The sequence below is a fragment of the Streptosporangium sp. NPDC053982 genome (genome assembly GCF_055585205.1).
This window is the reverse complement of record NZ_JBVJKQ010000002.1, coordinates 293,228-305,591: the sequence shown is the minus strand read 5'-3', so window position 1 is coordinate 305,591 and position 12,364 is coordinate 293,228. Positions and strand designations below refer to the sequence as shown.

At 73.4% G+C, this 12,364-nt stretch carries 9 protein-coding genes; 7 read left to right on the top strand and 2 right to left on the bottom strand.

Annotated features, from left to right (window positions below; all coding sequences use genetic code 11):
• The first annotated feature begins 4 nt into the window (after window positions 1-4).
• Genes ACZ6W9_RS04220 through ACZ6W9_RS04190 form a run of 7 tightly spaced genes read left to right on the top strand, consistent with a single transcriptional unit; the run spans window position 5 to window position 9,661 of the window.
• Window positions 5-946 carry a DUF8094 domain-containing protein gene (locus ACZ6W9_RS04220; RefSeq protein ID WP_470116701.1) on the top strand — a complete coding sequence of 314 codons (942 nt, stop codon included), beginning with the start codon at window positions 5-7 and terminating at the stop codon, window positions 944-946.
• A 30-nt stretch (window positions 947-976) separates the two neighbouring features.
• A complete protein-coding gene (locus tag ACZ6W9_RS04215; RefSeq protein ID WP_470116700.1) occupies window positions 977-3,031 on the top strand; it encodes a hypothetical protein in 2,055 nt (684 codons plus the stop codon).
• The gene (locus ACZ6W9_RS04210) at window positions 3,028-5,085 is read left to right on the top strand and encodes a hypothetical protein (RefSeq protein ID WP_470116699.1); all 2,058 of its coding nucleotides are present in this window, start codon (window positions 3,028-3,030) and stop codon (window positions 5,083-5,085) included. Before ACZ6W9_RS04215 ends, ACZ6W9_RS04210 begins: the two co-directional genes overlap by 4 nt.
• A gap of 50 nt (window positions 5,086-5,135) precedes the next feature.
• On the top strand, window positions 5,136-6,128 hold the full coding sequence (locus ACZ6W9_RS04205) for a MinD/ParA family ATP-binding protein (RefSeq protein WP_362932676.1): 993 nt from the start codon (window positions 5,136-5,138) through the stop codon (window positions 6,126-6,128).
• Window positions 6,128-6,904 (top strand): hypothetical protein, encoded by a 777-nt coding sequence (locus ACZ6W9_RS04200; RefSeq protein ID WP_470116698.1) that lies wholly within the window; start codon window positions 6,128-6,130, stop codon window positions 6,902-6,904. The genes ACZ6W9_RS04205 and ACZ6W9_RS04200 overlap by 1 nt, the downstream gene beginning before the upstream one ends.
• Before the next feature lie 46 nt (window positions 6,905-6,950).
• Complete coding sequence (locus tag ACZ6W9_RS04195) at window positions 6,951-8,816, top strand: hypothetical protein (RefSeq protein ID WP_470116697.1); 1,866 nt, start codon at window positions 6,951-6,953, stop codon at window positions 8,814-8,816.
• A complete protein-coding gene (locus ACZ6W9_RS04190; RefSeq protein WP_470116696.1) occupies window positions 8,813-9,661 on the top strand; it encodes a glycoside hydrolase family 16 protein in 849 nt (282 codons plus the stop codon). The genes ACZ6W9_RS04195 and ACZ6W9_RS04190 overlap by 4 nt, the downstream gene beginning before the upstream one ends.
• Window positions 9,662-9,853: 192 nt before the next feature.
• On the opposite strand, the gene ACZ6W9_RS04185 is transcribed toward ACZ6W9_RS04190, so the two are convergent.
• Both ACZ6W9_RS04185 and ACZ6W9_RS04180 read right to left on the bottom strand, forming a co-directional pair.
• Entirely contained in the window at window positions 9,854-11,614 is a 1,761-nt protein-coding gene (locus ACZ6W9_RS04185; protein ID WP_389961382.1) for an ABC transporter ATP-binding protein, read from the bottom strand.
• Window positions 11,615-11,737: 123 nt separating this feature from the next.
• On the bottom strand, window positions 11,738-12,250 hold the full coding sequence (locus ACZ6W9_RS04180; protein ID WP_362932666.1) for a GNAT family N-acetyltransferase: 513 nt from the start codon (window positions 12,248-12,250) through the stop codon (window positions 11,738-11,740).
• Between the last annotated feature and the right edge of the window lie 114 nt (window positions 12,251-12,364).

Genomic DNA, 12,364 nt, shown 5'->3' with positions numbered 1-12,364 from the left:
GGCGGTGGTGCCTCCTCCTCCGCCCGTCTCCTCTCCCTCCTCCGCCGACTCCTCGGCGAACTCCTCGGCCAAGGGAGGCTCGGCCCAGCTCACCGCCAAACAGGCGTACCGCATCCACAGCGACTACCAGCGCGGGCTGTCGGTGGCCCAGCGGGACCTCGACCAGGTCGCGATGGGCAAGCTGGAGAGCGGTCTCGCGGTGCAGATGACACGGGCCGGTTTCAAAACCGCCCAGCTCCAAGGGGAGTCCGTGGCCTCGGGGACATGGCCCAACCCGCGCGTGTGGATCCCCCGCCACGTCGAGGGCCGCCCCGACTGGTTCGTGGCCGTCTCCACCGAGCCCGGAGTGGCCCGGGTGATCGACGTGATGAGCTCCACCCCCGCCGGCTGGCGACTGGTGGCCTCCGCCGCCGACACGCGGGCCACCCCCGACCGGTTCCCCGTGATCGCGACCGACGACGACGGCTACGCCATGAGCCTGTCCGAGAACGCCTCGGGCCTGGTCGCCACCCCGCGCCAGGTCATCGACGCCCACCTGGCGAGCATGGAGCGGGCCGAGACCGACCCGATGTTCGCCGACGGGCCCTGGACCAGCGACGTCGCCCTGTTCTGGCAGGAGGAGCGCGCCCAGTTGGAGGACGCAGGGTGGAGCCTGACGCTGTCGTACCTGCCCGAGGGCCCGGTGCGCGCGTTGCGGACCGCCGACGGTGGCGCCCTGGTCTGGTACGGGGCCCGCTCGACCGACACGCGCAAGGTCGAGCAGCCGGGGGCGCGGGTCGGGCTCAAGGGGGCGGCGGCCGTGCGCACCCGCAACAGATCCTTCGCGCACTCGGCGTCGGCCTCCTACGGACGCTTGTACGTGACCTACATCCCCCCCGCCGGCTCCCCCGATCCCGTCCGCGTGCTGGGCGACTGGAGCGAGGTCCTGGATAGCCACGGCGACTGACGTAGCACCGAAAGAAGAGGAACGTTCATGATGACACCCTCACGTAGGGCCTCACGCGCGACGGTGGTCACCGCCAGTGTCGCGATCGGCGTGTTCGGCGCCGGCGCCGGGCTGGGAGCCGTCATCGCCGCTCGGTCCAACTCCGCGGACTCCCCCGAAGCAGGAGGGATGCGCCTGGTCGCGGGCACGTACCGCCTGGACGACCGGGTAGGCGCCTGGACGGCGCTGGGCGCGTCCGGCGCGGGCCGGCTCTCCGGGAGCGGCCAGGCCGCCCGGGGCGCCGCCACCGGCAGCACGAAGGTCTGCCTGGCCGCGACCACCGACGGACACGCGATCGCCGGTGGGGCGAGCGGCTGCGTCGCCCTCCCGGCCGTGGCGGGAGCGGTCGGAGCCCTGTTGCGTCCTGGAAACCCCAGAAACACACCGGCCGCTCCGCCCAAGGAGAACGCCGCCCCGAAGGCCAGCGAGAAGACCAAGACGCAGCCCGTCGCGAATCCGCCGGCCGCCCCGCGCGCACAGCAGCAGGACGCCGCCCCGGTGCAGCAGCCTCCCGCGAACACCCGCCAGGTGGCTCCCCCGCCTCCGGCCCCCGCTCCCAAGGCGCCGGCTCCCAAACCCGCCCCGACGGAGAAGGTGGGCCGCGACCTCTCCGAGAACGGCAGCCGGATCCAGCAGCAGCAACAGCCCGCCGCCGAGCAGAAGCAAGAGGTCGTCGCACCCCCTCCGCCGCCGCCCTCCCCGAGGAACGACGCCCGTCCTTCGAACGGACCCGGCGCCCAATCCTCGAACGGGCCCGCCACCCGTCCCTCGAACGGACCCGACGCGGCGCGGCCGTCCGACGGCTCCCGGACCCCACCGCCGTCGGCGTACCCGCGGTCCCCCCGGAAGGGCGACCACGACCACCGGACCCGTTCCCCGCATGACGGTTACTCGGTCCGTACGGCGCAGCCGACGCCTGACGACCGGTCGCGGTGGAACCGGCGGCACGGCCGGCCGTCGGCCGACCCGCGCGTGAAGGCATGGCCCTCGGGGGACCCCCGTACGGCGTCCCAGCCGCCGAGCGCCCCCCGGACGGAGACCCAGCCGCCGGCCGACCGCCGCATGGCGACCCGGCCGCCGGCCGATCCGCGTACGGCGGCCCGGCCCTCCGACGCGCCCATCGGCGCGCGGCCGACCGGCATCCTCACCCCGGCGGCGCCCAACAGCACCATGAAGCCGCTCGTTCCCTCGGGCCCGTCCGCGCCGGCGAACCCGGCCCCGCAGCCGACGAGCTCCGCCCGGATCACCCCGGTTCCCCTGCCCTCTCCCCAGGACCGGCTTCCGTCCGCCGACGGCACGCAGCTCCCGCCGGTCGACCAGAACGCGCTCCCGCCCACCGGCCAGGACGCGCAGCCTCCGGCCGAACAGTCCCCGGCGGACCGGTCCGCGCCCCGCGCCGAGACCCCCGACCTCTCCACCCTGCCGATCTTCCGTGACCCGGAGCTCATGCGGCGGGCCCAGGAGGCCCTGGGGCTGGACAAGAACATGCGGTACACCGACGAGAACGGTGTGTGGGACCTCAACATCGCCCCGCCCGGCACCCCCGAGTGCCGGAACTACTCCAAGGACGAGCTCGCGGACCTGGGCGCGTCCCAGGGAGGCTTCTCCGTTCCGCGTGACTCGTGCGCGTGGCCCGCGTTCATCCGCTGGCTGTACGCCGACCCGGCGCCCGGTCAGGCCAGCAACTGGACCAAGTTCACCGGCCTCTCCGAACGCAACCTGGAGCTCGTGGTGAGCGATCCGTCCGACGTCCGGCAGGCTCCGCCCGCCACCGGCCAGGCCGAACCGGGTCAGGTCGGGCAGGACCAGAGCTCGGACCAGAGCTCGGGCCAGAACTCGGACAAGGGCGGATACCAGGGCTCGGACCAGGGCTCGGATCGGCGCGAGTATCCGGACCCGGACCAGGGCTCGGATCGGCGCGAGTATCCGGACTCGGACCAGCGCTCGGGCCGGCGCGGATACCCGGACTCGGGTCAGCGTGATTATCCGGGCTCGGACCAGGGCGAATACCAAGGCTCAGGTGAGGGCGAGTACTCGGGCTCATGAGCACGTCCCCCGGAGCGGGGCGCGCCGTGCTCGGTCCCGGCCAGGCCGCGGCCTGGGTGGGCGAGCACGGCGCACACCTGATCGACTACGCCGCCCGCCACCTCCCGCCCACCCGGGCGATGGCGGCGGCGGCGTCCGCGCTGGCCGCGTGCCGGAGCGGACCGGCGCCCCGGGGCGTGACGCCCCGGGGACGCCTGCTGGCCTTCCTCCGGCGGGAGTGCCGTATCTCGCCCGGTTACCGGGCGGGATACGTGCCGGAAGCCGACATGCCGGGGATGCCGGAACGCCGGCTGATCGAGCGCGCCTGGACGATCGTCGATCCGCTGGGCGCGGAGGCGCTCCGGCTGATGTACCGGCACGAGCTGACCACCGAGGACCTCGCCCACGCGCTGTCGATCTCCGTCGAGGAGGTCCCCGGGCTCACGACCCGCACCCAGGACCTGATCGAGACCCTCGTGAGCGGGCTGGACGCCCTCGCCCATCGTCGTTCCACCTGCCGCGACCTCGCCCCGCTGGCCGAGCGCGTGTTCCCCGGCGAAGGAACGGTCCCACCCGCCGCGGAGTTCGCGGAGGCCCGCGAGGACCTGCTGTCCCACATGGTGCGGTGCACCGTGTGCACGCGACCGATCAACATCCGCTACACCGTCCCGCAGATGATCTCCCATCCCCGGGTCACGCCGCTGACCGACGAGGTCAGGCAGCGGCTCCTGGACTCCCTCCGGCCCGCCACGCGGCCGCCTGCGCCGAGGACCGCCTCCGCGCCCCCGTCACCGGGCGGAGGGACCGCGACGCCCACGGCGGGCGCGACACCCACGGCGTCCACGACCGGTACGGCGGGCGTGACACCCACGGCCTCCACGACACCCGCGGCGCCCACGGCGCCCGCCGTTCCCATGCCCGCGCCGACCCCGCCCGCCGCACCGGCCGCGCCCGCCGTACCGGCCGTGTCCGGCACGCCCGCCACGCCACCGCCCGCGGAGACCGCCGGAACCGATGCCGCCGGCCCCGGCCCGGCGTCGAGGTCGCAGGAGGACACGATGCCCGGCATCGCCGTACGGCGTCCCCGGCCGGGTCGTGCCAGGCCCCCCTACATGCCGGCCGGCCCCGAACGGCAGCAGGCCGACCGCGCCGCACCGCGCGCCGACCGCACCGCGCCGTATCCCGACCGCACCACGCCGCGCGCCGACCGCGCCGCGCCGTATCCCGCGCGCCAGGACCGCTCCAGGAATCCCTACCGGCCGGTTCTCCCGGACAGCTCGGCGACCACACCGCCGTCGCCACCGAAGGCCCGGCCGCCCTCCCCGCCCCCGCCCACGCCCGGTCAGGACACCCCGCTCTACAACGCCCTGCTCTCCCAGTCGAGGGCGCGGGAGACCCGCGAACAGGACGCGGCGGCCACCGTCCCCTCCATGCCCGCGATCACCCGCCGGACCCCGCCGGGCGGGCGTGGCGCGCGGGCGGGAACGGGCTCCGGGACGCACGACGGACACGACGGACCGGACGACGGGCCGGAGGGGATCCGGTTCGGAGCCGGTGTCCGGTTCGCCGAGGCGATGTCATGGGCCGGGAGGAGGTTCCGCACCACGACGATCAAGGTCATCATCGTCGCGGTCGCGGGCACGGCCGGCACGCTGGCCGGGATGAGCCTCCTCGGCCCGGTCATCGGCACCGAGGATCCGGCGGGGCCCCTGCAGTCGTCCGCCGCCACCGGGCCCGAGACCGCCCCGCCCACGGCCGATGGAACCGCCCCGGCCGTCTCGGGCGGACTCGCCGGCCGGCTGCGCGTCCCGCCCGTCGTGACACTGGACGAGTTCGGCCAGGGAAGCCTGCTCCTCACCCTCACGGGCGAGCCGCTGGAATGGCGGATCTCGGCTCCCGGGCTGGCCGTGACCCCGTCCAGCGGCACGCTGCGGCAGGGCCAGACGGGCGTGATCGTGCTGCGCGCCCTCAGGGTCCGCCAGTGGTGCGGGGTCCCCGCCTCCGTCTCCGCTCCCCTGACCGTGTTCGGCCCCGACGACTCGGTGACCACGACGGTGCGCTGGCGTACCTGCTGACCGCCCCGTCCCCCAGCCTCGTGCAAGTTCTACGCGAAAGGACCCCGGCTATGACGGAGACGCCCCCGAGGACGCAGCGTTCGCCGCACGGCCCGGCCGAACAGTTCCAGGACGCGATCCCACTCACCGCGGAACACCTGCTCACCAACCGCCGCCCCGAGCCCGCGGGCGGATGGCGGCGGCTCGTCTGGCGGCTGTCCGGCGGCCGGATCACCCCGTCCGAATCCTCCGCCGAACTGGAACGCCGCACACTGATGGCCCAGGCCCAGACCCCCGTCGCGAGCGGGCACCACCGGATCGCGGTCATGAGCCTCAAGGGCGGGGTGGGCAAGACCACGACGACCGTGGCCCTCGGCAACACGCTCGCCTCGCTGCGCGGTGACCGGGTCATCGCCATCGACGCCAACCCCGACCGCGGAACCCTCGGGCTGAAGGTCAAGTCGGAGACGGCCGCGACCATCCGCACCATGCTGGCCGAGGCCCCGCACATCCTCCGTTACGCCGACGCCCGCGCCTTCACCTCCCAGTCGTCGGCCCGGCTGGAGGTCCTCGCGTCCGACACCGACCCCGCGGTGAGCGAGGCGTTCAACGCCGACGACTACCGTACGGTGGCCGGGATCATCGAGCGCTACTACTCGATCTGCATCACCGACTGCGGGACCGGCCTGCTGCACGGGGCCATGGACGCGACGCTGGAGCTGGCCGACCAGATCGTGCTGGTCACCCTGGTCGCGGTGGACGGGGCCAGCTCGGCCGCCGCCACGCTCGACTGGCTCACCGCCCACGGGCACGCCGACCTGGTCAGGAACGCCATCGTCGTGCTGAACGCCGTGGAGCCGAAGACCGACGTGGACCTGTCGCTGCTGGAACGGCACTTCGCCTCCCGCTGCCGCGCGGTGGTCCGCATCCCCTACGACCCTCATCTCAAGGAGGGCGCGGAGGTCGATCTCGCCCGGCTGCGGCCCACGACCCGGGGGGCGTACCTGCGCCTGGCGGCGGCGGCCGGCCAGTCCTTCGGCCAGCGTCCCGACCGGAGCCGCTAGTGCCGCCCGTTCCCGAGGACGTCGATCTCGACTGGGACCTCGGACCGCCGTCCCGCTCCCCCCGACGGATGATCATCGTGGTCGTCTCGATCGTCGGGGCGATCCTCATGGCGGTCTGGGTGTGGCACGTGCTGCGGCCCGAGGCCGAACCCCCGACGGTGCGGGTGACGAACGCCGCCACCGACTCCGTCGTGCTCGCGACCCCCGCCGGGTACGAGGGCGAGGCCGGCTACCCCGTCGGGTTCCCCCGCACCGAGCTGGGCGCGGTCTCGGCGGCGGCGGCCACCCTGGAGGCGGCCTGGACGCTGGACACCGCCCAGGCCGAGCGGGCCGCGGTCCTGTACGTCCCGCCCGACCAGCAGGAGGCGGCCCGCGCCGGCGCCCGGGACACCGTCGCGAGCTGGCGTGAGACGCTCGGCCTGCCGAAGACCGGCGCGCTCCCGGACGGCGCCGCCATGCGGACGCGGACGATCGGGGTCCAGTGGCGGGTCCGCGCCCAGGACCAGATCCAGGTGTCCGTGCTGGTGCAGGTGACCGCCACCAAGGGCACCCAGGACACCGACCCGATCTACTCCAGCCCGTACGCCATGAACCTGCTCATGACCTGGCACCCCGACATGCGGGCCGGCGGGAAGGGCGACTGGGTCAACGTCCCGGACCCGTCCCCCGGCGCCCTGCCCGCCGTCGCCCTGCCCGGGACCCCGGAGTTCACCGCCGCGGGCTGGAAGTCCCTGTCCGCACCCGATTCCGCGCCCACTCCCGACTCCACCCCGTAGAACACGCAGAACGCGTAGAACGCCCATGGAACGAGGAAGACCGCACATGTCCCCACGCAGCTCACCTCGCCGCGTCACCCTGGTCTCCGGCCTCCTCCTGGCGGGGGTCTCCGCGACGGCCGGCGCGGTCGTCGCCCAGCCCTGGTACGCCAAGGCCGACCAGGAGTGGACCGGCGCCTCGTCGTCCGACCCGGCCGGCGGTTCCGCCATCGCCCCGGGTGAACCCGCTCCCGGCGGCGGCCGGGAGCACGCGCCCGCGCCTCAGGACGACTCCTCCCGCGACGAGTCGTCCACCGTGGAGGGGAGGCCCCGGAGCGGAGGAGGCGGCTCCTCCCGTGACGAGCCCACCGCCGAGAGGGCGCCCAGGGGCGGAGAGGGCGGCTCCTCCGGTGCGGAGAGCGGCACGTCCTCGCGCTCCCATGAGAGCGGCACGTCCTCACGCTCCCGCGAGGGCGGCGGGTCAGGCGGGGCCCGCGAGTCGGACACGGCGTCCCGGTCCGGCTCCGACCCGGCGCCACGGTCCCGTCCCGCACCCGAGTCCCGTTCGGCGCCCCGGTCCGAGCCGACCGACCGGTCCGAGCCCGCGCCGAGAAGAGCGAAGGGCTCCTCCGGCACCTCCGACTCCAGCCAGAGGAGGACGGACGACTCCGGCCGCGCCTCCGATCGTGACGCCGACCGCGACACCGGGCGGGAAGGGAAGAACTCCTCCGGCACCACAGTCCGAAAAATCACTCCAAAACCGGATATCAGGCGCAGGGACAAGCCCGACACCGAAACCAGGAGCGCGCCCGACACCGATGACAAGGTCAAGGACGCGCCGCGGTCCGACGCCAAGCGCAAGGACGCACCCGATTCCAAGACCAAGGACACGCCCGACGTCACGACCAAGGACGCGCCCGGCACCGATGACAAGGGCGGGAAGGACTCCCCCGCTCCGGCGCCCAGCGCCGCACCCGAGGCCACGGCGCAGCCCCCGTCCTCGGGAGGCGAGTCCCCCGCCCCGCAGACACCCGAGCAGCCCCGGGGACCGGAGACCAAGCCGTCCCAGGGCGGCGAGGGTCCCACCGGCAAGGACGACCCGGAGAAGGGCGACTCGGGGAAGAAGGACGAGGAGAAGGGGAAGTCCGGGGAGAAGGGCAAGGACGAGAAGGACAAGGACGCCGGTAAGAACGCTCCGAAGGATGACGACCGGAAGAAGGACGAGAAGGGCACGAAGGAGTCCTCCGGGAAAGAGTCCGGGAAGAAGGACTCCGGGAAGGGCGCCAAGGAGTCGTCGAAGAAGGCCACGTCAGGGGACGGCACCCCGGACAGGTCCGGCAGGACGCCCAGGAAGGCTCCCAGGGACGTGGCGAAGCCCTCTCCCGTCCCGACCGCCGATGAGTCCGGCGTCACCGACGACGTTCCCGCCGTCCCCGACCCGGCCCCGACCGCGCGTACGGAACGTCCCACGGCCGATCCGACCGCGGCGCCCGTCCCCGCCGTGACCCCCACCGCCGTGGCTCCCACCGACCCCGCGTTCTCCACCGGTCAGCCGGCCACGGAGTCCGGTGACCACTCGGCCGCGGCTCTCCTCGGAGTCCCCGCCACCAGGCCGGTCCTGCCGCTGCCTCCGCTGGCGCGTTCCTTCTTCACCTCGGGGGTCGCGGGTTCCGGTGACTGCGCGTCGTGGCGGGATTCGGCATGTTGGAGTCTCGCGCCCTGGCATGGCCGTACGATCGGCTCTGCCGCGCCACCGCAGGCCACCGGCCGTCAGGCGCCGTCCTGGGCGCCCCGGTGGGCCTTCGCACCACCCGCATACTCCGTTCCGCTCGCGCCGGGCGGGTCCGCCCCGCGGCCCGCGACCCCGGTCAAGGCCGGTTGCTGGGGCTTCAGCCCCTCGGCGCTCTGTGCCAGTTCCAAGGAGCAACGATGATCCATCGATTACCGGCGCGGACGGCCGTACTCGGCCTGGTGGCCGTGCTGGCGGCGGGCACGATCGGCGCCGCCCCCGGTCAGGCGGCGTCCGGTGCCGCGAGAGCCGTCTGCGGCCCGGCCCTGACCGGCCAGGCGAACACGGCCGGTCAGACGAGCGCGGCCGGTCAGACGAGCGCGGCCGGTCAGGCGAGCGCGGCCGGGACCCTCGGCTGGGGCACGCCCTCGTGGTGCGCGGAGTTCGACCGCGTCCTCGACCCGGCCGACTGGGTGGTCTACAACTCGCCCGGCCATGCCGGCAAGGGCCGCCGTTCCCCCGACCAGCTCTACATCGGCAACGGCTCGCTCTACCTCTACGGCCGCGCCGACGGCACCACGGCCGGGATCGGCGCGCGTCACGAGCAGGCGTACGGGCGCTGGGAGACCCGGGTCCGGATGTACGAGGGCGGGGCGACCGCCTACCGCCCCCTCGCCCTGCTGTGGCCGCGCGACGGCGGGGGCGACGTGCAGAGCACCACGAACGAGGAGATCGACTTCCTGGGGGTCTACGACTATCCGGGCAAGTGGCGTCCCAACTTCTACCTGCAGACCCCGCAGGGTGAGTACCAGTCCTACTCCGACGTGGAGGTGACCGCCTGGCACACCTACGCGGTCGAGGTCAGCCCGCAGGGCACGGTCGGCTACATCGACGGCAAGGAGTGGTTCCGCTCGGCCAGGCACACGACCGGTGTGATGCAGCCGTGCCTGCAGCTCGACTGGTTCCCCGGCGGAGGCACCGAGGGAGAGGCGTGGATGGAGGTCGACTGGCTGCGGATCTATCCGCTGAACGCCGCCGGCACGGGCTGATCCCGCCGGGTGACCTCACCGGACGACCTCACCGCCGGGCGGGCCGGCCGATGGACGATCCGGTCGGCGAAGGGCGCGGGACGGCGAGACCGTCCCGCGCCCTTCCTTCTTCCGGACTCCCGGAACCCTCCGTTCCCGGCTCCGCCGTTGCAGGCTCCGTTCTTCCCGGCCGTTCTCCCCGGCTCCGCCGCGTCAGGCGAGCTGGGCCTGCTGGAGCCCCGCGTAGACGCCGCGCAGCCGCATCAGCTCCTCGTGGGTGCCGGCCTCCGCGATGCCGCCGTCCCTCATGACCGCGATGCGGTCGGCGTTCCGGATCGTGGACAGCCGGTGCGCGACGACGAACACCGTACGGCCGGCGACCAGCCGGGCCAGTGCCTGCTGGATGAGGGCCTCCGACCGGGAGTCCAGGGCGGAGGTCGCCTCGTCGAGGATCAGCACGCGCGGGTCGCGGATCAGGGCGCGGGCGATGGCCAGCCGCTGCCGCTGGCCGCCGGACAGCCGGGCCCCGCGTTCCCCGACGACCGTGTCGAGCCCGGCGGGCAGCCGTTCGACGAACTCCAGCGCGTTGGCGTCCCGCAGGGCCCGCATCAGCCGCTCCTCGGAGACGTCGGCCAGGCCGTAGGTGACGTTCTCCCTGATGCTGCCCTCGAACAGGATCGACTCCTGCGGCACGACCGACATGAAGCGGCGGTAGGTCCGCATGTCCACCGTCTCCATGTCGCGGCCGTCGAGCAGGATCCGTCCGGAGGTCGGCCGCAGGAAGCCGATGACGAGGTTGAGCACGGTCGACTTGCCCGCGCCCGAGGGTCCGACGAGGGCGATCGTCTCGCCGGGCACCGCTCTGAGGGTGAGGCCGGTGACCGCGGGGGGTTCGCCGGGCTCGCCGTAGGAGAACCCGACGTCGCGGAACTCCACCTCTCCGCGCACCGAGTCGACCTTCACCTTGCCCTCGTTGTGCTCCAGGTCGGGGGCCTGGAGCACCTCGCCGATCGACCGGACCGACGCCAGTCCCCTGCTGATCACCGGGGTCAGGCTGAGCAGGGAGGTGACGGCGGAGGTGAGGGTGGTGAAGAAGGTGGTCAGCATGACCACGTCACCGGCGGTGATCGGGATGACCTGGTAGTAGGCGATGAGCGCGGAGCCCGTCAGGAAGGCGACGCCCAGCGCGTTGAGCAGGATCCAGGCGAGGGCGCCGAAGCTGCCGTTGAGCAGGTCGAGTCTGAGTCCCTTGCTCAGCACCTTGGTCAGCGTGCCGTCCACGCGGTGCAGGGCGTCGCGTTCCAGGCCGTGCGCCCGGGTGATGGGGATGAGGGTGGTCATCTCGCTGATCCGGCTGGAGAGCGTCTCGACCTCGCGGCGGAAGCTCTCGTTGTCCTCCCGCAGGCGGGTGCGGAGCCGCATCACCAGGAAGGCGGCGGCCGGCACGATCACCAGGAGGACCGGGATCGCGGCGGGCACCCGGAAGGCGATCACCGCGAGGCCGCCGACCAGCGTGGTGAGGGCCGAGAGGCCCATGTCGCTCGCCTGCTGGCTGGTCTGCTCGATGCTCTCGACGTCCCGGATGACCTTGGTCTGGAGTACGGCGGCGCTGACCCGGGAGTGGTAGCCGATCGAGAGCTGCTGCATGCGGCGGCAGAGCGCGGAGCGCAGGTCGACGCCCACCCGCCGGATCGCGCCGTGCATCCAGCGGACGTAGAGGAGGTGGAAGGGGTGGTTGAGGAGCAGCAGGGCGAGCAGGACGGCCGTGTTGGCCCACAGCTCGACGATGGGGCGGTGGCCGACCACGATGTTGATGACGTTGGCGGTGATCAGCGGCAACAGCCAGGTGGGGCTGTGCTTGAGGAGGAAGGCGAAGACCGCGGCGACCAGCTTGAGACGGTCTTCCTTGAAGAGGTAGGCGAGGGTACGGACGGGATGTTCGCCCCGATAGGAATGATCGAGAGCAGTGTTCACGAAACCCCCATAAGACGGTAAACCCAGTCCCAATCCTCTCTTGTCGATATTTCCTACGCATGACCGCCCCGCCGCGGAAACACGGCGGCCCGCGGGCGCACCCGGGTGCGCCCGGCCGCTCGGTCAGCCCGTCGTGACGGGAAGCCTTCGCTCCAGGATCTGACCGGGCCACTCGCCCACCGTGAACGTCTCGGTCCTGGTGAACCCCTGGCTCTCGTAGTAGCGCACCAACCGGCCGTCGTCCCCGGCGTAGCAGTCGACCCGGACCAGCGAGACGCCCAGCTCCGCCGCCTCCGTCACGGCCCGCTCCAGCAGCGCGGAGCCGACGCCCCGGCCGTGGAACCGCCGGTCGTTGATCAGGACCCGCACGTACAACTCGGGTTCGGCGGCCTGGGGGACGTACTCCATCGCGGGGCCGACGACGAGGCAGCCGGCGGGCCGGCCGTCGATCTCGGCGATGCGCATCCCGCCCGAGGCGGCCCATTCGGCGGCCTTCTCGGCGCGGGCGGGATTGGTGGAGAAGGGCTCGCTGCCCCACTGCCCGGTACGGCCCCGCGCGGTCAGCCACGCCACCGCACCGTCGAACATCGCCAGCACCGCCGGGACATCGGCGAGACCGCCGACTCGGATAATCATCGGCGGATCATAACAAGACCGGCTTCCCCGGCCTCACCCCCGATCGGCGCACCGCACGGGGAAGCCCCTCATGGGCACGCCGACCCACCCGGAATCCGCGTGGGCAAGCCGGTC

Bases quoted from the DNA above. Each gene is read 5' to 3' on its own strand.
- ACZ6W9_RS04215 (WP_470116700.1), top strand. From the start codon at position 977: ATGACACCCTCACGTAGGGCCTCACGCGCGACGGTGGTCACCGCCAGT.
- ACZ6W9_RS04210 (WP_470116699.1), top strand. From the start codon at position 3,028: ATGAGCACGTCCCCCGGAGCGGGGCGCGCCGTGCTCGGTCCCGGCCAG.
- ACZ6W9_RS04205 (WP_362932676.1), top strand. From the start codon at position 5,136: ATGACGGAGACGCCCCCGAGGACGCAGCGTTCGCCGCACGGCCCGGCC.
- ACZ6W9_RS04195 (WP_470116697.1), top strand. From the start codon at position 6,951: ATGTCCCCACGCAGCTCACCTCGCCGCGTCACCCTGGTCTCCGGCCTC.
- ACZ6W9_RS04190 (WP_470116696.1), top strand. From the start codon at position 8,813: ATGATCCATCGATTACCGGCGCGGACGGCCGTACTCGGCCTGGTGGCC.
- ACZ6W9_RS04180 (WP_362932666.1), bottom strand. From the start codon at position 12,250: ATGATTATCCGAGTCGGCGGTCTCGCCGATGTCCCGGCGGTGCTGGCG.